This window comes from Aureibacillus halotolerans, from assembly GCF_004363045.1.
GTDB lineage: Bacteria > Bacillota > Bacilli > Bacillales > DSM-28697 > Aureibacillus > Aureibacillus halotolerans.
In genome coordinates this window covers 161537-183800 of the sequence record NZ_SNYJ01000002.1, presented here as the reverse complement: position 1 = coordinate 183800, position 22264 = coordinate 161537, and the positions used below count along the sequence as shown (strand labels likewise).

The 22264-nt window shown below is 43.7% G+C and carries 19 protein-coding genes; 3 read left to right on the top strand and 16 right to left on the bottom strand.

Annotation, left to right across the window (positions count from 1 at the left end):
• Nucleotides 1–45: 45 nt before the first annotated feature.
• The 6 genes from opp4C to EV213_RS03020 form a co-directional block, all read right to left on the bottom strand.
• Nucleotides 46–969, bottom strand: coding sequence for an oligopeptide ABC transporter permease (opp4C, locus tag EV213_RS03045; RefSeq protein ID WP_133579017.1), 924 nt, complete (start codon nt 967–969; stop codon nt 46–48).
• Nucleotides 970–981: 12 nt separating this feature from the next.
• The gene (gene opp4B / locus EV213_RS03040) at nt 982–1947 is read right to left on the bottom strand and encodes an oligopeptide ABC transporter permease (RefSeq protein WP_133579016.1); all 966 of its coding nucleotides are present in this window, start codon (nt 1945–1947) and stop codon (nt 982–984) included.
• 67 nt (nt 1948–2014) lie between these two features.
• Nucleotides 2015–3742 carry an oligopeptide ABC transporter substrate-binding protein gene (gene opp4A / locus EV213_RS03035; protein ID WP_133579015.1) on the bottom strand — a complete coding sequence of 576 codons (1728 nt, stop codon included), beginning with the start codon at nt 3740–3742 and terminating at the stop codon, nt 2015–2017.
• 14 nt (nt 3743–3756) lie between these two features.
• A complete protein-coding gene (locus EV213_RS03030) occupies nt 3757–4773 on the bottom strand; it encodes an ABC transporter ATP-binding protein (RefSeq protein ID WP_133579014.1) in 1017 nt (338 codons plus the stop codon).
• On the bottom strand, nt 4739–5797 hold the full coding sequence (locus tag EV213_RS03025) for an ABC transporter ATP-binding protein (protein ID WP_133579013.1): 1059 nt from the start codon (nt 5795–5797) through the stop codon (nt 4739–4741). Before EV213_RS03025 ends, EV213_RS03030 begins: the two co-directional genes overlap by 35 nt.
• Before the next feature lie 1294 nt (nt 5798–7091).
• Nucleotides 7092–7874, bottom strand: a complete 783-nt coding sequence (locus tag EV213_RS03020; RefSeq protein WP_133579012.1) for a DUF2268 domain-containing putative Zn-dependent protease — start codon at nt 7872–7874, stop codon at nt 7092–7094.
• 155 nt (nt 7875–8029) lie between these two features.
• Between EV213_RS03020 and EV213_RS03015 the strand changes: the two genes are divergently transcribed.
• Nucleotides 8030–9061 carry an LCP family protein gene (locus EV213_RS03015; protein WP_133579011.1) on the top strand — a complete coding sequence of 344 codons (1032 nt, stop codon included), beginning with the start codon at nt 8030–8032 and terminating at the stop codon, nt 9059–9061.
• 238 nt (nt 9062–9299) lie between these two features.
• On the opposite strand, the gene fabF is transcribed toward EV213_RS03015, so the two are convergent.
• Together fabF and EV213_RS03005 are read right to left on the bottom strand one after the other, a co-directional pair.
• Nucleotides 9300–10541, bottom strand: coding sequence for a beta-ketoacyl-ACP synthase II (gene fabF, locus EV213_RS03010; protein ID WP_133579010.1), 1242 nt, complete (start codon nt 10539–10541; stop codon nt 9300–9302).
• 70 nt (nt 10542–10611) lie between these two features.
• Nucleotides 10612–11547 carry a beta-ketoacyl-ACP synthase III gene (locus tag EV213_RS03005; protein WP_133579009.1) on the bottom strand — a complete coding sequence of 312 codons (936 nt, stop codon included), beginning with the start codon at nt 11545–11547 and terminating at the stop codon, nt 10612–10614.
• A 218-nt stretch (nt 11548–11765) separates the two neighbouring features.
• Here EV213_RS03005 and EV213_RS03000 point away from each other — a divergent pair, with 218 nt between their 5' ends.
• Entirely contained in the window at nt 11766–12029 is a 264-nt protein-coding gene (locus tag EV213_RS03000; RefSeq protein WP_133579008.1) for a hypothetical protein, read from the top strand.
• A gap of 286 nt (nt 12030–12315) precedes the next feature.
• On the opposite strand, the gene EV213_RS02995 is transcribed toward EV213_RS03000, so the two are convergent.
• The 3 genes from EV213_RS02995 to EV213_RS02985 form a co-directional block, all read right to left on the bottom strand.
• On the bottom strand, nt 12316–13266 hold the full coding sequence (locus EV213_RS02995; RefSeq protein WP_133579007.1) for a BMP family ABC transporter substrate-binding protein: 951 nt from the start codon (nt 13264–13266) through the stop codon (nt 12316–12318).
• Between the two features lie 99 nt (nt 13267–13365).
• A complete protein-coding gene (locus EV213_RS02990) occupies nt 13366–14055 on the bottom strand; it encodes a hypothetical protein (protein ID WP_133579006.1) in 690 nt (229 codons plus the stop codon).
• A 19-nt stretch (nt 14056–14074) separates the two neighbouring features.
• Complete coding sequence (locus EV213_RS02985; RefSeq protein ID WP_133579005.1) at nt 14075–14809, bottom strand: hypothetical protein; 735 nt, start codon at nt 14807–14809, stop codon at nt 14075–14077.
• A gap of 213 nt (nt 14810–15022) precedes the next feature.
• On the opposite strand from EV213_RS02985, the gene EV213_RS02980 reads away from it, so the two are divergent.
• Entirely contained in the window at nt 15023–15211 is a 189-nt protein-coding gene (locus EV213_RS02980; RefSeq protein WP_133579004.1) for a YjzD family protein, read from the top strand.
• A 315-nt stretch (nt 15212–15526) separates the two neighbouring features.
• On the opposite strand, the gene EV213_RS02975 is transcribed toward EV213_RS02980, so the two are convergent.
• The 5 genes from EV213_RS02975 to EV213_RS02955 form a co-directional block, all read right to left on the bottom strand.
• Nucleotides 15527–15712, bottom strand: coding sequence for a YjzC family protein (locus EV213_RS02975; protein WP_243739986.1), 186 nt, complete (start codon nt 15710–15712; stop codon nt 15527–15529).
• 786 nt (nt 15713–16498) lie between these two features.
• On the bottom strand, nt 16499–16876 hold the full coding sequence (locus EV213_RS02970) for an LSm family protein (protein ID WP_133579002.1): 378 nt from the start codon (nt 16874–16876) through the stop codon (nt 16499–16501).
• A 219-nt stretch (nt 16877–17095) separates the two neighbouring features.
• Entirely contained in the window at nt 17096–18055 is a 960-nt protein-coding gene (gene argF, locus EV213_RS02965) for an ornithine carbamoyltransferase (protein ID WP_133579001.1), read from the bottom strand.
• Nucleotides 18052–21180 carry a carbamoyl phosphate synthase large subunit gene (locus EV213_RS02960; RefSeq protein ID WP_133579000.1) on the bottom strand — a complete coding sequence of 1043 codons (3129 nt, stop codon included), beginning with the start codon at nt 21178–21180 and terminating at the stop codon, nt 18052–18054. Before EV213_RS02960 ends, argF begins: the two co-directional genes overlap by 4 nt.
• The gene (locus EV213_RS02955; RefSeq protein ID WP_133578999.1) at nt 21173–22249 is read right to left on the bottom strand and encodes a carbamoyl phosphate synthase small subunit; all 1077 of its coding nucleotides are present in this window, start codon (nt 22247–22249) and stop codon (nt 21173–21175) included. The genes EV213_RS02960 and EV213_RS02955 overlap by 8 nt, the downstream gene beginning before the upstream one ends.
• Nucleotides 22250–22264 lie beyond the last annotated feature (15 nt).

The window sequence follows — 22264 nt, the reverse complement described above, 5'->3', positions numbered from 1 at the left end:
GTCAGGGACGCCCAATTTTATTCTTTTTTTGCTATAAATTTCTTTTTATCGAGAGGATTTTGGATTTAAAGCATCCTTAAACCCTTCGCCGACGAAATTAATTGAGATTAACGTCGCGACGACACAAAAAGCCGAAGGTCCCCACACCCACAATTGCTCACGCAACACTTCAGACTCACGAGCAGCAGACATCATATTCCCCCACGTGAGCACATTGGACGGTACACCAAAGCCAATAAACGTTAAACCAGACTCTGCGACAATGGTGGTCGCCATCAATAAAGTCGCCTGCACAATAATGACAGAGGCGACATTCGGTAAAAGGTGCTTGCGAATGACACCAGCCGGACGAGTCCCAATTGAAACAGCAGCTGAAATATATTCATTTTCTTTTTCAGAGAGGACCTTTCCTCGTACAAGCCTCGCCACACCACCCCATGACAAGAGAGAGATGACTAAGATTAAGACCCACGGACCACTTGTTAATCCCCATCCAATAAAGATGGCATTTAAGACGATGACAAAGACAAGAAAGGGAAAAATCATCACAAAATCAGTGAACCGCATAAGCAAGGCATCAATTTTGCCTGCAAAAAACCCAGCAACTGCACCAACAATAGTGCCGATTAAGATGATAATAATCATACAAGAATAGCCAATGAGCAATGACGTTTGACCTGCCTTTAGCGTACTGACAAATACGTCTCTACCGTTCGCATCTGTTCCGAGCCAATGTTCTGCAGATGGCGGCTGATCCATTTGCAAATAGTTAATTCGCACAAGGTCCTGCGAAGTAAACATTGGCCATATCGTACACAATAGGGTTAGAGTGACAAGAAACAGAAGTCCTGCCATCGCAAGCTTATTTCGCAAAAATTTCCGTCGGGCAACCGCCCATGGCGACATGCTTCTTACTGCAATAGGCTGCAGCATAGGTTCCTGATTCGCCAACGGGGTTTGTTCATTCATACTGCCGACCTCCTATTCAAGTCGAATTCTCGGGTCAATTAACCCATACAATATATCTGCGATTAAGCTTCCTACTAGTGTAAACAATGACAAAATGAGTGTAAGAGCCATCACTACCGTATAATCACGTCGTGTAATTGACTCAAGAAAAAGCTGACCAATACCTGGATATGTAAAGATCGATTCAGTAATAATAGCCCCACCAATCAATGAGCCAATCTCAAAACCAAACAGTGTGACAAGCGGGATGAGCGAATTACGGAAAATATGCTTTCGGTAAATATTTGCTTCCGATGTTCCTTTCGCACGTGCTGTTCGCACAAAATCTTTACGGCCATTTTCAATTATGTCATTTCGCAAAAACTGTGTATAAGTCGCAGCTGAAAAAGCCCCTAAACATAACGCCGGCAAAATGACATGGTATAGTCGACTCTGAACAAACGCCCATGAACCTGGCTCTAATCCGACAGAGACAGACCCCGTAGATGGAAACCAACCTAAATTAAAAGATAAAAAATAAATTGCAAAAAGAGCCAAAATGTATGACGGAATCGCTAATCCTAAATAGTTAAATGTACTAATCGTATTATCAACAATCGTATACGGTCTTCTGCCAGAGGTCATTCCCATGACAAGCGCAAACGTCCACGTGATAATCATTGCACTAATAGCAAGAAACAAAGTGTTTGGAATCCTTGATACAATTAAATCAATCGCTGGACGTTTGTAGATGACTGAACGTCCAAAATCGCCTTGGACAACATCACTAACCCAACGACCATACTGAATATGCCAAGGGTCATTGTATCCTAGCTTTTCACGCATTTCCTCAATGTACGCAGCATCTGTAATCGTCGGATCAATTTCTCCCCCGAGCGCATCACCTGGCATCATCTTGGCAAGGCAAAAAACGACGATGGACAATAAAATAATCATAGGAATGATGATGGCAATTCGTCGCAGGATATAAATAATCATTTCATGTGCTCCCTCCCCTTTCTGTAGAACAAGGAAACGGCGTTCTGCCGTTTCCTTGCATCAGACATTACTGAACTGACCATAAATGGGCGTCATCAAAAGCCCCGCTCCAATCATAGGTCACGCCTTGCAAACGATTGTTTTGTGCATAATAATCGTTGTTTGTCCATAGAGGCAAAAGCGGCAATTCTTCATTTACAAGCTGCTGCCATTCGACATAAATCTCTTTTCGTTCTTCTTCATCAAACGTTTTTAACGCCTCCGCAAGCAACGCATCAGATTCCTCGCTGTACCAGCGTGGGTAGTTAAAGGCAACATCTGAACGCCAAATTCCCGATGGGTCCGGATCCGCTCCAACGGACCAGCCACCAAAATACACATCGATTTGCTCGTCATCATTTTCAACAAGCTCATAGTACAAATTAACCTCTTTCAAGCTCCCATTCAGCTCGACATTCAAGCCGATATCTTGCCACGACTGTATGAGTGCCATAGCACGCCCCTCAAAGTTGGCAGGTCCATCATAATGGTCAAAATTGATTTGAAGCGGCTGTCCTTCTGGGTTTTCACGTAAGCCATCGCCATCTACGTCGACATAGCCTGCATCATCCAGAATTTGCATTGCTTTCTCTGGATTGTAATCATATTGGGTTAATTGATCAGGCTCTGCAGCGATCCAATGCGTTGCAGGAACAACTGAATTTGTTACCGAGCCACCATTGTCCAAAAACGCTTCTAAAAGAGCCGGCCGATTAATGGCATGGTACATGGCTGTTCGCAGCTCTAGGTCCTCAAATTTAGGACGATCCATCACCGCGCGTCCAAGCTCCTCATCAAAGTGACCAAGTTTAAACCCTACATACGAATAGCTTAGGCCTTGAACTTCTGTTGTCGTTAAGTGGTCAATACCAGAGAATGCCTTGGCATCGGCGGCGCGAATGCCCATAATATCAATCTCGCCATTTTCAAATGCTCCTTGCGTGACCGATGGGTCGTACGTTCTGACGATAACGCCATCTAGCTTAGGCGCTCCTTGCCAGTAGTCCTCAAATTTTTCAAACTCAATATACTCACCCTCGCGTACTTCTTTTACTTTAAATGGACCAAAACCGATGGGCTCCTGACGTACCTTTGGTGAATCTGGAAGCTCGGCAACTGGAATGCCTTCATAATATTTGCTTGGCATTGGAGCATCCCAAAGATTCAGCAAATTGTTAACAAGCTTTTCTTTAAACGTCACTTTCAACGTAAGGTCATCAACGACTTCGATGCCTGAAATCGTTTCGGCTTCACCGCTTTGCTTGGCATCTGCCCCTACAATATGGCTAACATTGCTGTAACGGACACCTGAATAATCCGGATGGGCAATGGTTTCAAGCGCATACGCCCAATCGGCAGCGATTAATGGGTCGCCATTATGCCACGTAATGCCATCCTCAAGGGTAAATGTGTAAGTGAGCTCATCCTCTGTCTCCCACGAGGCGATATACGGTTGGAATTGAATGTTTTCATCATAGGCAAACAAAGAGTCATGCATAAATTCGATCACATCCGCATCCACGGCATTTGAATAAAATGCCGGCTCAAAAATGCCGCCAAAGTTCGTATCAATTGCCATTGTTACGACATTGTTTTCTGGTGGGGCTGTAGTTGCCTCCTCGTCACCGCCCTCGTCCTCACCATCCACTGGTGTTTCGTCCGTTGCTGCGTTATCCGTACTTCCCCCATTACAAGCAGCCAACACCATCACCAATGCAAAGACGAGCATCAGCAACCATACTTTTTTCCCCTTCATCGTCCATTCCCCCTTTAATTAAAGTTTATTTGAATCGACGGTTGCCCGTCGTTGTACAAATGACACGCGACCTTATGTCCAGTTCTCACCTCCTTTAATGCCGGCTCACTCGTTTTGCACACCTCCATCATATGCGGACAGCGCGGATGAAAGAAACAGCCTGATGGCGGATCTACAGGGCTTGGCACATCCCCTGTCAACACAATTCGGTCTTTTTTCCTTTCGGGATTAGGTTCTGGTATGGCTGACACTAGCGCTTTCGTATACGGATGTAGTGGTTCTTTGTACAAGCTATGTTTGTCCGCATGTTCCACAAGCTTTCCTAAGTACATTACGCCTATCGTGTCGCTCATATGCTTTACTACGCTGAGGTCATGAGCGATGAACAGGAAGGTGAGATCGAAATCCTTTTGCAGGCTTTTCAATAAATTCAGTACTTGCGATTGCACAGACACATCGAGAGCTGAGACAGGTTCGTCTGCGATGATGAGCTTCGGTCGAAGCACAAGCGCGCGAGCAATGCCGATTCTTTGCCGCTGCCCACCTGAGAATTGATGGGGGTATTTGTCATACGCCGAAGTGGGCAGACCTACCTTTTCCAGGAGCGTTTCCACCTCTAGCTTCACTGATTTTTCTGACGTTCTTTCATAATTTTGAAGTGGTTCGCCGACAATTCTCCCAACGTTCATGTTCGGGTTTAACGAGGCGTAAGGATCCTGAAAGACCATCTGCATGTCACGCCTTTGCTTTCGTAACGAATCACCTTTGATCGATGTAATGTCTTTGCCTGCAAATGTAATCGAACCACTCGTTGGCTGAAGCAATCGTAAAATCGTGCGCCCTGCTGTTGATTTTCCACAACCGGACTCACCTACAAGACCAAGCGTTTCACCCTCATTCAAAGAAAAAGATACGTTATCCACGGCTTTGACATAGTTTTTCGTCCGCTGCATAAACCCACCCTTTATGGGATAGTAGGTTCGTAGTTGATTGACTTCAAGTAGTGGGGGCTTCTTCTTGTTGACTGACATGGGCAAAATCGTCTCCTTTCGGATAGCTTTCCTTGTAGAGGAGGCAGCGAACAAAATGATCGTTGTCATGAGAAGCAAGCTCTGGCGTAATTTCAGCGCATTCCTTCATTGCTTGTGGGCAACGATTCACAAAACGGCAGCCGACGCTAGGCATTTGATCAATTGAAGGGACGACCCCCTCAATTGTCGCAAGCACTTCCTGCTCCTCGTCCATCTTTGGTATTGCTGACATTAACAGCTTCGTGTAGGGGTGCTTTGGGCGACGGAATAGTTCCACCACGTTGGCAGTCTCGACAATCTTTCCGGCATACATAACGATGACTTCATGACAAATTTCAGCTACAACACCAAGATCATGTGTAATCATCAATACGGCCATGTTGTTTTCTTCTTGAATGCCCTGAATAAGCTCAAGAATTTGTGCTTGAACCGTTACATCGAGAGCCGTTGTAGGTTCATCTGCAATCAACAACTTTGGTTTACAAGCAATCGCCATAGCAATCATGACGCGTTGCCTCATTCCGCCAGATAGCTGATGAGGGTAGTCATAAATAATCTTGTCCGGCCTTGAAATACCAACATCCCGTAAAAGGGCAATACTACGCAACCGTGCTTCTGCTTTCGTCAAGCCCTCATGATTTAAGAGCACTTCTTGAACTTGACTTCCAATTGTAAAAACGGGATTCAACGACGTCATCGGCTCCTGAAATATCATTGAAATATCTTTCCCACGAATTGCGTTCATCTGCTTGTCTGTGTGCTTTGAAAGATCCGCATCATTAAATAAAATGTCACCATGCATTTTTGTTTTAATGTCTTTAGGTAGAAGCTGCATGATCGACAACGCCATGACACTTTTGCCACACCCTGATTCACCTACGACCCCCAAAACCTGCTTTGGCTTAATGGTAAAACTTACGTCAGCAACAGCGTCATGAAAATCGCCATTCACCGTAAATGCTGTACGGAGTGAATCTACTTTCAGTAAATATGATTCCTTTTGAAGATTCTGTTTATTTGTCATAAAATAACACCTCTACATATCCATTAGTCTGAAAAGAATTATATAATGGTATAATGTCTTTAAGTGATTACCGATTCCCATTTTTCAAAAAGTTTCATCTATAATAGCACAGGTAAATGAGTAAATAAAAGCTTTTTTGCTAAAAAAATCCTTTATTTACGGTGTTCTTCAAATTACTTTGATAGCATATCTTCCAATGAAAGCTTGGCAAACGTCATGGTAATGTCCATAAGAAAAACATTATCGTCTTCTGTACTTAGCCAACTTTATCAGAGCAAAAATTACCTTCAAAGTTTGCGTGACTGAGTGGGAACAAGTTGAAATAGATCGATTGCTTCTTTATTAATTAAGCTGCCAATAGCGAGACTCCGGCGGCAAAGAAAACACGACGAGGTAATTTCGAATCGATGTTGCGCTTGTGCCCTTTAAGATGCAAAGAAATCACCGCTACGTCAAAATACTTCGCTTTCCGCGGGCACGGCTTCAGCTTCCTCGGAAAGCTAAAGCTTTCCTCCGGGATCTTCAGCTCGCGCTGTTCCCGCAGGAGTCTACGTATGTTGACTACGCTGATGTTTGTTTCTTCGAAAATTGTTTTTATTTTGTCCCGGTCTCGTATAACGAGTATGAAAGCGTGTTAAAGCGTGATTGCTTACCTAAGACAAGGAGGTGCATCGTTCCATGCAAAGTTACATCACCTTGTACAGCATTTATTCAGCGGTGGACGTATGTTTAGATAACTTGCGCAGTGAAAAATCAACTTCAACGCCGGCTGTGCTTGAGTGGACGCGAGGTGACATAGATCAATGGACTTCTTAAAAATCACGCCTGCTGTATTCAGTAAATAGAATGGTGCTGGTGCTCATAATCTTATATTTCTAAAAGATCGTCTTTCAGTAATGAAGCTGACTTCTACCGCCTTAATTACTAAAAGAGTCTTTTTAATTGTGATCAAACATAAAAAAGAGTGCATAATTAAAAGCAGTCACTAGCGAGACTCCAGCGGCAAAGAAAACACGATGAGGTCCTTTCGAATCGATGTTGCACTTGTACCCGTAGGGTGTAAAAGCGAGCTAAGCGAGACCCCACAGAGCGCGCAAGCGATCGAGGAGGCGCAGCAGAAGCCGGGCGGCAAAGAAATCACGACGAAGTCTTTTTGAGTCGATGATGCACTTGTACCCTTTAGGGTGAAAGCGAGCCGTATGGCAGCTTGTATAAAAAGCAACCCAACAATGGATTTCAGGGTTATACAGTTATATTTAAGTGTGCCTACAAAATGTAAGGTGCGCAATTCGATTTACTTAAACCAATCAAAAATCGTTTTTGCTTGTATTTTGAAGCTCTGCTGCACATTCCATTCGTGTACTTGATAATACGTCTCCACCATGATTCTACCTGCGTTATAGCCAAAATAGGGGCCATTTCGTTTTGAGCCATACATGAGTTGCTCACACTGAATGCTGTGTGCTTGTTTTCCAATCCATGGCGTGAGACGACTTAGCATCTCTTCTGCATTGATTCTAATAAAATTCTTTGCCCATGGAGCACCTTTATAATTTGTTACCTCTCGATGTACCGCTTCTTCTGCAAGACCCTCCATCATCATTCTTTCCAAACAAATCAGCGCTTCTGTATCTTCTATACAGGTTTGATAATGCCATCGACAAAAGTGATGATATTCATGTACGATTAATGCCTTTACGTGTTGTTTTGAAATCGATGTGGGCAAGAATAAAAAAAGTGCCTGACAAGAAGGATAAAATTGTCCAGTTCCTCCATGAAAAAGTGTTTGTAGCCTTGCGTTATTCTCATCCGTAGGCAAAACATATAGGGGACAATCCTGTTGACCCCAGCGAAGACAGAGCTCTTGAAAATAAATGTTCACAAAAGCTTCATGATCTTTTTCTATCCAGCTTGTAAGAAAGGATTCCGAGATCTGATCAAGCGGACGTAAACCGGCAGCATATAAATCATTTATCGAAATACCCCCGTTTTCATGACCGAGCAAAGTTGAAATTTGTCGAGCGCTGGTGTTTTTTGCTACTCCCTCCAACCAAGGAAATGAAGAAATGACCCCCATCGACAGACTCCTTTCTACAAGGCGACACGAATTTTATGGTTGCAGAGTTATAAGCAACAATATACACTATTTCTGTTGTATGTTTTTTATTCGATCCAAAATTGTGAGACAAGAAAGCTTTAAACTGTTGTACTTTAATGAGAAGGTGAGATGTAATGGCGGAAACAAGGATTATCCGTAAGAAGAAGAAAAAGCGCAAAAAAGTATATTTAGGGGTCTTTATCTTTCTAACTTTATTCTGTATTTGTATTGCATACGTGTCGAATCAATATATACAAGCAAAAAACAAGAGCCAAGCACAAAATCCCGACTGGTCTGAGGAAATCGAGGACAAAAGTGATGATTTTAAAGGCGTTGAGTCGCCAGATGAAAAGATTAATGTTCTTCTGCTTGGGATTGATACGGCAGAGGCGGAATCCTCTCGCACAGACACGATTATGGTCGCCCAGTATGATCCAGAGAATGGCACAGCAAAGTTGGCTTCCATAATGCGTGACACCTACGTGAATATTCCTGGGCACGGATATAATAAAATCAATGCAGCGTATGTCTTTGGAGGAATTGAATTGCTGAGACAAACGATTCAGCAAAATTTCGGCATTGATGTCGGCTATTACAGCATTGTCAATTTCAATGGATTTACTGACGTCGTCGACTCCTTGGCAAAGAACGGCATTGAAATTGATGTCGAAAAACGAATGCACTATGTCGACAACGCTGGAGGACTCTATATCGATCTGCAGCCTGGGATGCAAACGTTAAATGGAGAGCAGCTTCTCCATTATGCACGCTTCCGTCATGACTCAGAAGGCGACTTCGGGCGTGTCAGACGTCAGCAGCAAGTGATTCAAGCCGTAAAGGATGAACTACTTTCGGTAAATGGATTGTTGAAACTCCCAGAACTCATTGGGACAATTGAAGGGTACACGAAAACCAATATGAATCAAGGGGACATCTTCGGCTACGTCAAAGAATTCTTACAAAATCCTGTTGAAGATATCCAAACATTACAGATCCCAGTTGAAAACTCTTATTGGAATGAACGCCATCCCGGAATCGGCGCTGTTCTTGAAATGGATGAGCAACAGAACCGACAAACCGTGCAACATTTCTTTAGCTCGGACTATGTGGAACAAGAAGAGCAACAAACGACAACTGACATAAGCAGTGAGCAAGCTGCGCAATAAGCATTCTTAACGCCCCCAAGAACGATTCTGGGGGCTTTTTTTGTTTGAAAGGCTAGTGAGGCGTTTTAACTTCAAACAACGTGCTAAAAGCCATAGCAGTGTTTAAATACGTAACATCATTTCATCTTAGGAAAGTGAGACTCGCGCTAAACTAAACTCCGTAGCAAACGTTAAATGATTTGCGCAAAAAAACAACGGCAGCCCCTGTATTAGGTCGCTGCCGTTGTTTATAAAACGATTAAGAAACGAAGGCTTGGAAGACGAGGGCGACATTATGTCCGCCAAAGCCAAACGAATTGCTAACAACCGATTGAACCGATTGCGCTCTTGCAATGTTTGGTACATAGTCAAGATCGCATTCAGGATCTTTGTTTTCGTAGTGTATTGTAGGAGGCACAATCGAATCTGTAATTGCCTTTATAGCAAATATAGATTCTATCCCACCAGCTGCGCCGAGCAAATGTCCTGTCATTGATTTCGTAGAGGACACTGGAAGTTTGTACGCATAATCACCGAATACTTCCTTAATCGCGTTGCTTTCAAATTTATCATTTAATCCTGTGCTCGTACCGTGTGCATTAATATAATCAACCTCTTCTGGTGAAAGCCCTGCATCCTGCAAAGCTTGCCTCATCGCACGCGCGGCGCCTTCTCCACCAGGGGCAGGAGCGGTAATGTGGTATGCATCCCCTGTTGCCCCATACCCCGTAATTTCAGCGTAAATTCGGGCGTTTCGTTTTTGGGCAGATTCAAGTGACTCAAGCACAAGAATACCTGCTCCTTCTCCCATCACAAAGCCATCACGCTCGGCATCAAATGGGCGGCATGCCGTTTCTGGATCAGGATTGGATGAAAGTGCTTTGTTCGCAGTAAATCCAGCGAACGCCATATTCGTTAATGGCGCTTCTGCACCACCAGTGATCATAACGTCTGCATCACCACGAGCAATGACTTTCATAGCATCCCCAATAGAATTTGCGCCAGTCGCACATGCCGTCACAGAACAAGAATTAATGCCTTTGGCTCCTAACATAATCGATACTTGCCCAGCACCCATATCCGGAATCAGCATCGGAATGAAAAAAGGACTTACGCGTCTAGGACCTCGCGTCTTAAACAAATCGTACTGTTGCTCGAAGGTTTCAATTCCGCCGATTCCTGAGCCAATCCAAACACCGACACGTTCGGCGTTAGATTCATCGATTGTCAAATTCGCATCGTCTACAGCCATTTTTGCTGCGGCAACAGCATATTGCGTAAAACGATCCATTCGACGTGCTTCTTTTGCATCCATATACGCTGACAAATCAAAGTCTTTAAGTTCTCCTGCGACTTTCGCAGCAAATTGTTCAGCGTCGACTCGTGTTGATAGGCCAATACCTGACTCGCCCTTCACAACACCTTCCCACGTATCTTTCACATTGTTTCCGAGAGGCGTAAGTGCCCCCATGCCAGTTACAACGACTCGCTTTTTTTCCATGATTATTATCCCCTTTGCAATGTAAAAGGTTAGAAAAGCGGATCACATATGCTCGCTTTATCTATTTACGTTATTTTCCCCATTTTAATGCGACAGATCCCCACGTTAATCCTCCGCCAAATCCCACTAATACGAGGACATCACCATCCTGGATATTTCCATTCTCCCATTCCTCTGCAAGCGCAATTGGAATCGAGGAGGATGAGGTATTCCCGTATTTACTCACAGTGGTTGCCATTTTTTCTAGTGGAAGTTCAAGACGCTCTCTAGACGCTTCCATGATGCGTATGTTTGCTTGATGCGGAATAAGAAAGCCCACATCTTCTTTTTGTAAACCAGCTTTTTCAATTGCTGATAACGCTGATTCTCCCATTTGACGAACGGCAAATTTAAATACTTCACGACCATTCATAAAGATTTTATCATTATCCTCGTAAAGATGCTTGCCTCCTGACCCATCTGAGCCAAGCTCAAACGATAAAATGCCGCGATCTTCAGGAACCTCTCCAAGAACAGCAGCGCCAGCACCGTCACCAAAAAGGACACAAGTGTTTCGATCCGTCCAATCGGTAATGCGCGAGAGTTTTTCTGAACCTACGAGGAGAATATGTTTATATACACCATTAGAAATGAACTGCTGTGCCGTGACCATCCCATACATAAAGCCGGAACAGGCTGCACTAATGTCCATACACACAGCACGCTTGGCACCAATAATTTCTTGAATGTCGCATGCGCAAGATGGAAAATTACGGTCTGGTGTGACCGTTGCCACGAGAATCATATCAATATCATCAGCAGATAAATTGGCTTCAGAAAGGGCTTTCAATGCCGCATTGGCACCCATTTGGGCTGTGGTTTCCTCTTCGGAAGCAATACGTCTTTCTTTAATCCCCGTTCTTGACACGATCCATTCATCAGACGTTTCAACGATCTTCTCAAGGTCACTATTTGTTAACACACGTTCTGGTAAATATTTTCCAATACCTAAAATACCAGTATTCATTTCCGTCTCCTTCCTTCCTCAACCAAAATGGAACCATATCATTATCTGTAATTAGTAGCTGGTCCTAATCATAGAGTACATTGTCCGATTTGTCCACTCTTCTTCACCATTTTCTACAGGCAACTGCCGTGACTTCCTAAATCCATTCGCATACCTTACTACTAAAGATAAGTGTTGTTTTGCTCTGGTATTTTTACTAAAAGAAAGGATACGATATCATGCGACGAAATGACCGGCGCACGCCACCTTGGCAGAGCCAAAATCCGAATCAATACTGGTATGGCCAACAAAGACCTCAACATTGGAGACCACCTAATCATTATCAACAACCACCCCAGCCAAATTCCTACCCACAACAGGAGCCGCCTAAAAAAAACATGGGAGATTATTTGAACCAAATGGATCAGGTCATGAAAACGGTGAACCAAATTGGTCCTGTAGTAAAACAGATTTCGCCTTTGCTATCACTGTTTAAAAAATAACCCTCTCAGGCGGATGAAAACCGCTCGCTTTCTTTGTTGCTTCGCCTTGTTCGGTGCTCTTGCCGTGTGGCAACTCCGCGCCTCACTCGGCTTTGCGCTTTGATAAGACAAGTGGTTTCATTCCGCCTGTACTTTCTTGGATGAGAACCGCTCGCTTTCTTCGTTGCTTCGCCTTGTCCGGTGCTCATTGCCGTGTGGCAACTCCGCGCCTTACTCGGCTTTGCGCTAGGAGTGAAGCGGTTAACACAACCGAAATAAACATTTGTTCGCTTCGGAAGCTCTCGCCTTATTTATCTTTCGGCAATACCCCAGTGTCCTTATATTTTACAATGGCAGCTTGTACTTTTTCTTTCAAGCTGTCGGGTACCTCTGGGCTAAATGGGCCCATCTCAATGGCGCCCTCTCCAAATCCAACTGAAATCGTTCCTGCTTCTAACGTCTCTTCTTTATACATGTGAACAGTCATCGTGTACACGTTTTTCAAATTTTGTTCCGTGCTCGTTAAAACGGTTCTTTCACCTAAATCACTTTGATCAGAGATGTACCCAATCGCGTAACGGTTTTGTTCTTTGACTTGATCAATCACCGGTACGCTAAATGAATCACCAGCTGGGTAAACGACATCTACACCTTCGTCAATCATGCGATCCAAAATAGTCAATGCCTTTGTTGTGTCGTCCCAATCATACGTAAAACGAACTAATACGTTGGCCATTTCATTTTGGAGGATAGCCCCTTCATAAAAGCCATTCACTTCCGGCTGCCAGTCATAGGCTGCAATAACGCCGATTTTATTTGTCTCTGATGTCCCCGCTGCCACCATGCCAGCAAAAAACCCCATGGCATGAGAATTAAATTGAATGTTTGTGACATTTTCAGCATCAGAAAACCCATTAAAAGTGACAAAATGCATAGATGGAAACGTTTGATATGTATCTTGAAGCAATGAATGGTACTCGCTTCCGTGTGCAAAAACAAGAGAAACCCCTTCTTGCTTAAATTCCTTTAACGCCTTAAGGACGTCTTCTTTCTCAGACATTCCCTCTTTATAAAATACTTCTGCGTTTTCGTCTGCGTGTAAATGCATTAGCGCTTGATAGCCTTGGTTTCCCCAGGTTTGATCAGTAATCGTTCCGGGGACAAGTAACCCTATTTTTAGAGAAGATTGCATCGAGGTCTGACACCCCGTAAGTATGATGATCAAGCAGGCTGCAACAATCGCAAGAGCGAATCGCATAAACTCACTCTCCTATCTTCAGTCTTCCTTACGTTACATTTTACTGTGATCTTTACGAAATGTAAAAAGAATTGGGGAAATTGTCGAGAAATGTTGTATTTACTTTCTTTGATTAGCTATCCATTGAAGCCATTTTTCTGTCGCCTCAATGCCTTCTGTTAGTGTCGTTTGAGACTGCAATTGTACTTTCTTAAATCCATCCAACCTTGTGTCTTCTGCTTGTATGAATGAACAATGAAGGCTTTCTTTCCAAGTCTGATTGTGTTGATTTACAAGCTGTATGTGACTCTCTCGTTCTTCATGATCTACAATCCATTGAACGGCATCATTAATGTACATAATCGACGACGTTCTAGGCGCATAAGGTATTTCCTCAGAATTGTTCTTTGTCAAAAAGGGCTTACTTAAAGGATGTGTTTCTGGCTGCCAAGGACCATATAAATCCGGATGACAAATCCATTGTGAAGCATATTCTTCAAGGTCAGGAACCCACTCCTTTTCATGCAATATTCCTATCACTTGCATCTGTTTATTTGCCGCTTTACTAAATGCTAAATCAAGCAACTTACGATCGTCTGTACAATAAAACAGAAGCGTTGCTTTGGCAGCTAATTGTCGTGAGTCCCATTCATTCTCATTGATCATCTGAATGTTCGCATTTCTACCAACCCAATCCTGTTTTTCTCCCGAGAGCGCGTCCGTAATGACCGTATCTCCTCTTAAGCTTAACTGCTGAAGAAGCACAAAGCCTATCCAACTCGCTGCACCCCTCAACATAATCGTCGCCAAATCGATTCCCCCGTTTTTATTAATGATTTTGGTATTGGTCAAAAAAACGTTGTAGCGTGTCTGTATTGTCCCAGTTCATTTCACCTGGATACAATGTAAGGCTAGCTTCACCATTTTTTGCTCGTAAAACATCATAATACCGTCTTGCATGTAAATGAATCGGGTATTTTTGCTGAGACACATCTTGAAAAATATGACACGGTATATTCATGACGACATGCTCCAACCCATGTTTATCTAGAACAGCCTTTTCAACATCCACTTCTAGCACATCATAAGCGATTGAGAGTTCTTTCAGAAGTCGTTTGTAGAACAGACGGTTTTCTTTTTCACGAAGAGCGTGTGCCCTCAACGAAATACAAGGATTAATTAAAGCCACTGATCTGATCTTGCCATGGCTTTCCGCAGCAAGCTTCAATGCCGCTAGTCCACCCATGCCTTCAGCCAGCAAATAAAGGTGCGGGTTCAAAATTTCCTGCTTCATCGTATAAAAAATCAACCTTTGAAGAAAGCGTATCGCTTGTGGACTGCCCCAGTGTGCTCCATAGCAATTTGAATAAAAAATAGTGTACCCACGCTTAAGCAAATGCTGCAAAAGCTCATTCCGTCCTGGATGCTTGCACCAAAAACTCGCATTCTTTTCAACGTAGTGATTAAGGTCACCGATCAACAGAATGGCATAGCCATTTGGTTGCTCTGGCACATGAACCACATTCCATTGATCCTCTAATAAGAAATAGCGATCGATATACATGGCCCTCTCTCCGTCTTCTTTAGTCACAAGCCAGAGTCATTCAATACATTCCACGTTCACTCATTTACAAATCGTTTTTTTCTGTCATTCTGAAGCCTTTCGTAGGTGCAGCGTTCCCTTTTTTAAAAGGGTATGATAGACTATTCATAACATGCGTTATATCTCATTTTCACGAAATAACGCACAGTACATCGTATTGAGGTGAACATTCGGATGCATTACTTTTGGTCCATCATTTGGTCATTTTTGCTGGCGCAAATGCTCGTATTCGTAGTAGGAAACATGTCAGGAGTTCCTTATACGTTATCCAATGGCTTGATTGCTGGCGTTTTCATGTCAGTCCTCGTTTTATTGATTGGTGCAGCTACAAGCGATTCTGAGGTTGCAGACACGGAACATTAAGTCAAGAAAAGGATGAAGGTTTTGTCTTCTTCAGTTTCTGTAGTGCTTTCTCGTATTGGAATTTTCTATAGTGTCGCTTGGATGTCCTATCTTCTTATCGAAATTGTTTTGAAAGACACCGCATTACATACGCTTTTCCCGCAAATCATTTTTTTTATTGCGAGTTGCGTGTTTTATTTTTTGATTATCCGTTTACAACAGCACTCAAAACTTGTTGGTTTATTTGCTGGTTTCCTTCTTATCGGAGGATGTCTTATTTACGTACTATATTAAAAAAGCAACCGGAACATGTCTGGTTGCTTTTTTGTATGAGCATTAGGGCTTGCGTTTGTATGTCCATTTACGGTTTTGATTAGTTGTATCTGGAAATCGTTCCCCAGCATTAAGCTTTACAGATTGAGGAGCGTTCACTGTACTACCTGTTTCGCCAATCTCCACATAGATACCGTTGTTTGGTGCTTTATCTCCTGACGAAAACTGATGACTTTGTCCCATTAGAATCCCTCCTTTTGCTTTAGTATGCACAAAGAAGGGGGCGAATAATAACGAGGCGGAGAGGTCAATTGATTTATGTCACCTCGCGTCCACTCAAGCTCAGCCAGTGTTGAAGTTGATTTCTGCACTTCGCAAGTTATTTAAACATACGTCCACCGCTGCATCAATACTGTACTAGGTGATATAACTTTGCATGAAACGATACACTTACTTGTCTGTCTTGGTAAGCAATCACGCCTTAACAAGATTTCTTACTCGTTAAACGAGACCGGGAAAAAATAAATACAATTTACGCAGGAACATCAGCGCAGTCAACATACGTAGACTCTAGTTGGATCAGCGCGAGCTGAAGATCCCCTCGGAAAGCCATGCTTTTTCGAGGAAGCTGAAGCCGTGCCCCACAGAAAGCGAAGTATGTTGACGGAGCGGTCGTCATTCCCGTGCACCCTAGCGCATCTTCAACTCGAAAGGACCTCATCGTGTTTTCTTTTCACCCTACGGGTACAAGTGCAACATCGACTCGAGAGTACCTCGTCGTGTTTTCTTTGCCGTTGGAGTCTCGCTAGTGGCTGCTTTTGATTCTTTTTTTCTTGCACAGGTATGGCTCTAAAGGGATTGTTATGAAATTATATTTCAATAGACCTATATCTTCTTGCCTTCAAACAAGCACAGGTCGCTTTGAAGGTCTTTTTTACACTGCAAAAGTTGTGTTAACACTTTAAAGCAGAAACATAATTCATGACACTTGAATTGTCATCATGGACGTCAAAAAAACCAACCGCCTTCGGTTGGTCACCAAAAATATGGAAGAGTCGATACTGCAGTTAGTGCAGCTAATGGAAGAATGAGACGTCCAATACCATACCCTGGTCCGTACCCATATCCCGGACCGAAGCCTGGACCATAACCTGGACCATATCCCGGGCCATACCAAGGACCACCAAAGCCAGGTCCGTACCCAAAAGGCGGACGTCTCTCGTCTGTCCCTTCCTCCTGATCCTCTCTATGTTGTCCTCCAGTGGATAAATTGATTAGGTCAAGGTGAACATGGTCTTGGTCTACATGGACGATGATCCCTTCAAAATGCCTACCGTCAATAATAATGACACGAACAGGTCGATTTAATCGTTTATGACATTTTGCGTACATAGCATGCTGCTGATTCGTCATTTTTGCATCCCTCCTTCTGGGCATTGTATTCAATTGCCCCAAAAAAGTGATTTGTCCTAAGAAAAGACCAAAGCTGTAAATATCGTAACGCTCATGAACGACTTCATGAATGTAATCACGTATATTTCTCATTAGTTGCTGGTGACTTCCATTGCACCAGCAAAAAAAAGCTGCACTAAAAGTCATTTTTATGACTTTAGTGCAGCCTTAACTATATTTCTACGACGATTGCAGCAATGAAAGCAACAATGCTTTCTGTGCGTGGAGACGGTTTCCAGCCTCTTGAAATACATAGGAATGTGACCCATCAAGGACACTAGCCGTCACTTCTTCGCCTCTATGTGCAGGCAAGCAATGCAAGAACGTGTAATCAGATGCAGCGTACTTCACTAGCTCATCGTTTACTTGGAAGTCCTTAAATGCAATTTCACGCTCTGCCTGCTCACTTTCCCAGCCCATGCTTGCCCATACATCTGTATACACAGCATCCGCCGCTTCAACAGCTTCTCTTGGTTCGTTCGTAATGATGATTGAACCACCTGTTTCTCCAGCAATGCCTTTTGCCGTTTGTACGATTTCTTCCTTAGGCATATAACCTTCAGGTGAGGCAATGGCACAAGTCATGCCCATTTTCGCACAACCGATCATTAATGAATGCGCCATATTATTCCCATCGCCTACATACGCTAGTTTTTTTCCAATTAGACTTCCTTTTAGTTCCACGAGCGTCATAAGGTCTGCAAGAACTTGGCACGGATGATAGTCATCTGTGAGTCCATTAATCACAGGTACGGTCGCATTTGCCGCCAACTCTTCAACCATAGCATGGCTATATGTTCGAATCATAATGGCATCTACGTACTCACTAAACACTTTTGCCGTATCTTGGACAGTCTCCCCACGTCCCATTTGCAGATTGTCACTGCTTAGGTTTAGCGCATGACCACCAAGCTGAGCCATGCCTACCTCGAAGGACACTCTCGTTCTAGTTGAGGACTTTTCGAAAATCATCGCCAATGTTTTCCCCGTTAAGTACGGGTGTGGTTGGTTCGTTTGAACGAGTTGCTTTAGATGAATGCCTAGGTCGATCAATTGTTGTAATTGTTCAGGGGTCAACGTTTTTAATGTAAGAAAATCCTTTGCGTCTAAAGAAACACCTTTACTATGTTGCATTGTCATTGCTTCACCGCCGTATGCTTTTGAGTTTCACCTAGCCATTGTTGGATGGATTGGCTAGTCACTTGTTTAGAATGTATGCCGAGGAGAAAGGCATCCAACGTGCTCAGCTGACTAAAAATAAACAATCTATGCTTTAAAGCTTGCTTTCTTTCGGAAGAAAGTGCTGGGTCAATGCCAACATAAGCAAGTGATGAATCTTGTTCAAGCCATTGAGCAAAGTTTTCCTCAACGGGTACCATGTCTTTGCTAATGAGTTTCTCTTTATAGGAGGCTCTGACTTCTTCAGGCAGATGACCAATAAAAATGGTTTGACGCTTTGCAGCTTTTGCATCCTCTTGCCAATGGAAGGCTTTGTAAAGAGCAACTTCAGCAGTTTCTGCCACTGCAATACCTTCGCCTGTGGATTGCATTTCAGGTCCAATGAGTGGGTCTAAACCATCCAGCTTCATCGTAGAAAAGACAGGGAATTTAATGGTGATAAATGAATTCTCCTGTAACAAGCCTTGCTGATCTGTGAGCTGTTCTAGTCGGGTACCCACGAGCAACTGTGCAGCCATCTGTGGAAGATGAACACCGGTGACTTTACTGATGACCGGTACGGTTCGGCTTGCTCTTGGATTGACCTCAAGCACGTAGACTGCCTCGTCTTGTATGACGAACTGAATGTTCATCACGCCTTTAAAATCAGCATTGAGCGCAATTTTTTCAGCGTAGGTCGCAATCAATTGCTTCACATTATCTGAAAGGGTTAAAGGAGGGAGCGTAGCCATGCTATCTCCAGAGTGGACACCAGCTTTTTCAATGTGTTCAAAAATCGCTGGTATAAGCACTCGTTCACCATCCGTAATGAGGTCCACCTCTGCTTCCTTTCCAGGAACGTAAGAATCAATAAGAAGAGGAAACCCTAAAACGTCTGCATTTTCTTCTATAAAGGACTCAAGTCTTTCTACTTCATTAAAAATATGCATGCCTTTCCCACCAATCACATAGGACGGTCGTACGAGCACAGGATAGCCAAACTGTTGTGCGAGTCTGATGAGATCTTCACCACTTTGTGCGATCTCCCCAGGAATATGAGGCACGTTTATTGATTGCACGTATTGATAAAATCGATCACGATCCTCAAACATATCAATGACGTCTTGACTCGTTCCAAGGATATGCAATCCTGCTTCTTCGAGCCCTTCAACTAAACGAATAGACGTTTGACCACCGAATTGCACAATGACGTCAGACGCATTTTCAGCTTCGGCTATATTGACAACATCCTCCACCGTAAGCGGCTCGAAATATAGCTTATCTGCCATCTCATAGTCTGTGCTCACCGTTTCAGGGTTGTTGTTAATCATAATGGTTTCATAGCCTGCCTTCTGTAAGGCAAGAACGCAATGCACGGAACTATAGTCAAATTCAATGCCCTGTCCGATGCGGATAGGCCCAGATCCTAAAATAATGACCTTTTTCTTTTCTGTGACAGTAACCTCTGTATTCCCACGCCAAGTGGAATAAAAGTAAGGGGTAACAGCTTCAAATTCAGCCGCACATGTATCCACCATTTTGTAAGAAGGCCGAATATCAGCTTGCTTACGTTTTTCAGCTACACAAGCAGGAGTTGTCGACCATATATTTGCAAGCCAAGCGTCGGCCTGTCCGTATACTTTAAGTTGAAGAAGGAATTCATTGCTAATGTCCTCAAGCGATGTTGCCCGTGCTTGATGCTCCTTCTCGACGATCCGCTCAAAAGCACGCAAATAAAAGCTGTCAATTTGCGTTTCTTTTCCAATCGTTTCAACAGATACTTGACGATACAGCAGCTCTATAATCGCAAAAAAACGGCGATCATTCGCCTTTTTGACAATAGACCATAAGGCATCATCCGTCCATGAGCATAAGCTTTTTAAGCGTATTCCATCTGTCTCCATTTCAAGAGAACGGATGGCTTTATGAATGCCCGCTTCAAGGTTTCTTTCGATGGCCATGACCTCACCAGTGGCCTTCATCTGCGTGCCTAGAGATCGATTTGCTTTATCAAATTTATCAAATGGCCAGCAAGGAAATTTTACAACGACATAATCAAGCGCAGGCTCAAAGCTTGCATACGTATGACCTGTTACTGGGTTTTTTAACTCGTGTAATGCATAGCCTAAGCTCAGTTTTGTAGCTATGCGGGCAATTGGGTACCCCGTCGCTTTTGAGGCAAGTGCAGAGGAGCGGCTAACTCGGGGATTGACCTCAATTAAATAATATTGCTTGCTGTGTGGATCCAGTGCAAACTGAATGTTACAGCCGCCGATAATGCCAAGTGCATCAATGATTTTAATGCTTGCCGTACGCAACATATGGTATTCGCTATCGGTTAGTGTTTGTGAAGGAGCCGTAACAATTGAATCGCCCGTGTGCACACCAACTGGATCAATGTTTTCCATATTACAGATCGTGATGCATGTCCCGTTGGCGTCACGCATGACCTCATATTCAACTTCCTTACATCCGGCAATGCTTTTTTCGACAAGACATTGTGTGATAGGACTCGCATGGAGACCTCCAGATACAATTTGTTGATACTCCACTTCTGTATCGGCAATGCCGCCACCAGACCCACCTAACGTATACGCAGGTCGTACGATAATTGGATAGCCTACACGTGCTGCAAATGCCATCGCGCCTTCCACCGTTGAAACAATCTCACTCTCGGGTACTGGCTCATTTAACTCATGCATCAACGATCGGAATGCCTCACGATCTTCTCCTTGCTGAATGGATTCAATCGGTGTTCCTAAAAGCCGAACGCCATATTTGTCCAAAATGCCCGCTTTGTTAAGTGCGAAAGCTAAATTTAAACCAGTCTGACCACCAAGTGTCGCCAGAAGGCCATCTGGTTGTTCCTTTTTGATAATCTCTTCAATGCTCTCAACCGTTAATGGTTCAAAATAAACGGCCTCCGCATGCGCTTCATCTGTCATAATCGTTGCTGGGTTATTGTTCACAAGGATGACGCGTACGCCTTCTTCCTTTAGTGCTAAGCACGCTTGTGTGCCAGCATAGTCAAATTCCGCTGCCTGCCCAATGACAATGGGCCCAGAGCCGATGACGAGAACACTTTTAATGCTTGGATCCTTAGGCATAGACTTTCTCTCCTCTTACTGCGTCCATCATTTTCAGAAACTCTGCGAACATCCATCTGCTGTCCTCAGGTCCTGGCTTCGCTTCTGGATGAAACTGTACAGACAATATTGGCTTGTTCTGGTGCACCATACCTTCTGCAGAGCCGTCATTCACATTGTGAAAACGCATCTCAAAGGCAGAATTTTGCATGCTGTCTTCGTCTACAACAAAGCTGTGATTTTGCGATGTCATAAACACTTTGTTTAGTTTTTTATCAAATACAGGCTGGTTGGCTCCACGATGACCAAATTTCAATTTGCTCGTCGTGCCTCCGTGGGCCAACGCCATTAATTGATGTCCAAGGCAAATCGCAAGCGTTGGGTAAGTTAACGATAGCTGTTTCATCGTTGGCAAATATGGGTGCATCTGTTCAGGATCCCCCGGGCCATTTGAAAAGACGACGCCATCTGGTTGAAGCTGCTTAAGCTCATCAAGAGCGATATTGTAAGGAACAACTGTCACCTTGCAACCAAGCTCCTGAAGCTGTTTACGAATTGAATGCTTATACCCAAAATCAACGAGAACGACGTGGTCTCCTTGACCTGGATAGAGTTCTTGAGATGAAACAGAGGCCTCTTGGACAAGCTCCTGTTCTTCAATCGTAAGATAGCCTTCCCAGTGAGGTGTCGGAGCTGGCGAAAGCTGTCCCCCCATCATCCCTTCCGAACGGATGGCTTTCACAATGTCTCTCGTGTCTGCACCTAAAAGCACAGGAATATTTTTTTCAACGAGCCATTGCTGAAATGATTTTACACTCTCGTAATGATGACCTTCTGCACTCATTTCGCTAATAACAACCCCGTTGACTTGAATATCATCGCTTTCCATATCAACCTCATTGACACCGTAGTTGCCGATAAGTGGGTACGTAAACACAACGATTTGTCCACGGAAAGAGGGGTCTGTAATCACCTCTTGATAGCCTGTCATTCCTGTAAAAAAGACGACTTCTCCATGGACAGCCTTCGCGCCATCGATCCAAATGCCCTCATAAGTTTCCTCGTTGGCTAAATGCAAGTAACCTTTCATTCGTTCCACCTCATT

Bases quoted from the DNA above. Each gene is read 5' to 3' on its own strand.
- opp4C (WP_133579017.1), bottom strand. From the start codon at position 969: ATGAATGAACAAACCCCGTTGGCGAATCAGGAACCTATGCTGCAGCCT.
- opp4B (WP_133579016.1), bottom strand. From the start codon at position 1,947: ATGATTATTTATATCCTGCGACGAATTGCCATCATCATTCCTATGATT.
- opp4A (WP_133579015.1), bottom strand. From the start codon at position 3,742: ATGAAGGGGAAAAAAGTATGGTTGCTGATGCTCGTCTTTGCATTGGTG.
- EV213_RS03030 (WP_133579014.1), bottom strand. From the start codon at position 4,773: ATGTCAGTCAACAAGAAGAAGCCCCCACTACTTGAAGTCAATCAACTA.
- EV213_RS03025 (WP_133579013.1), bottom strand. From the start codon at position 5,797: ATGACAAATAAACAGAATCTTCAAAAGGAATCATATTTACTGAAAGTA.
- EV213_RS03020 (WP_133579012.1), bottom strand. From the start codon at position 7,874: ATGGGGGTCATTTCTTCATTTCCTTGGTTGGAGGGAGTAGCAAAAAAC.
- EV213_RS03015 (WP_133579011.1), top strand. From the start codon at position 8,030: ATGGCGGAAACAAGGATTATCCGTAAGAAGAAGAAAAAGCGCAAAAAA.
- fabF (WP_133579010.1), bottom strand. From the start codon at position 10,541: ATGGAAAAAAAGCGAGTCGTTGTAACTGGCATGGGGGCACTTACGCCT.
- EV213_RS03005 (WP_133579009.1), bottom strand. From the start codon at position 11,547: ATGAATACTGGTATTTTAGGTATTGGAAAATATTTACCAGAACGTGTG.
- EV213_RS03000 (WP_133579008.1), top strand. From the start codon at position 11,766: ATGCGACGAAATGACCGGCGCACGCCACCTTGGCAGAGCCAAAATCCG.
- EV213_RS02995 (WP_133579007.1), bottom strand. From the start codon at position 13,266: ATGCGATTCGCTCTTGCGATTGTTGCAGCCTGCTTGATCATCATACTT.
- EV213_RS02985 (WP_133579005.1), bottom strand. From the start codon at position 14,809: ATGTATATCGATCGCTATTTCTTATTAGAGGATCAATGGAATGTGGTT.
- EV213_RS02980 (WP_133579004.1), top strand. From the start codon at position 15,023: ATGCATTACTTTTGGTCCATCATTTGGTCATTTTTGCTGGCGCAAATG.
- EV213_RS02970 (WP_133579002.1), bottom strand. From the start codon at position 16,876: ATGACGAATCAGCAGCATGCTATGTACGCAAAATGTCATAAACGATTA.
- argF (WP_133579001.1), bottom strand. From the start codon at position 18,055: ATGACAATGCAACATAGTAAAGGTGTTTCTTTAGACGCAAAGGATTTT.
- EV213_RS02960 (WP_133579000.1), bottom strand. From the start codon at position 21,180: ATGCCTAAGGATCCAAGCATTAAAAGTGTTCTCGTCATCGGCTCTGGG.
- EV213_RS02955 (WP_133578999.1), bottom strand. From the start codon at position 22,249: ATGAAAGGTTACTTGCATTTAGCCAACGAGGAAACTTATGAGGGCATT.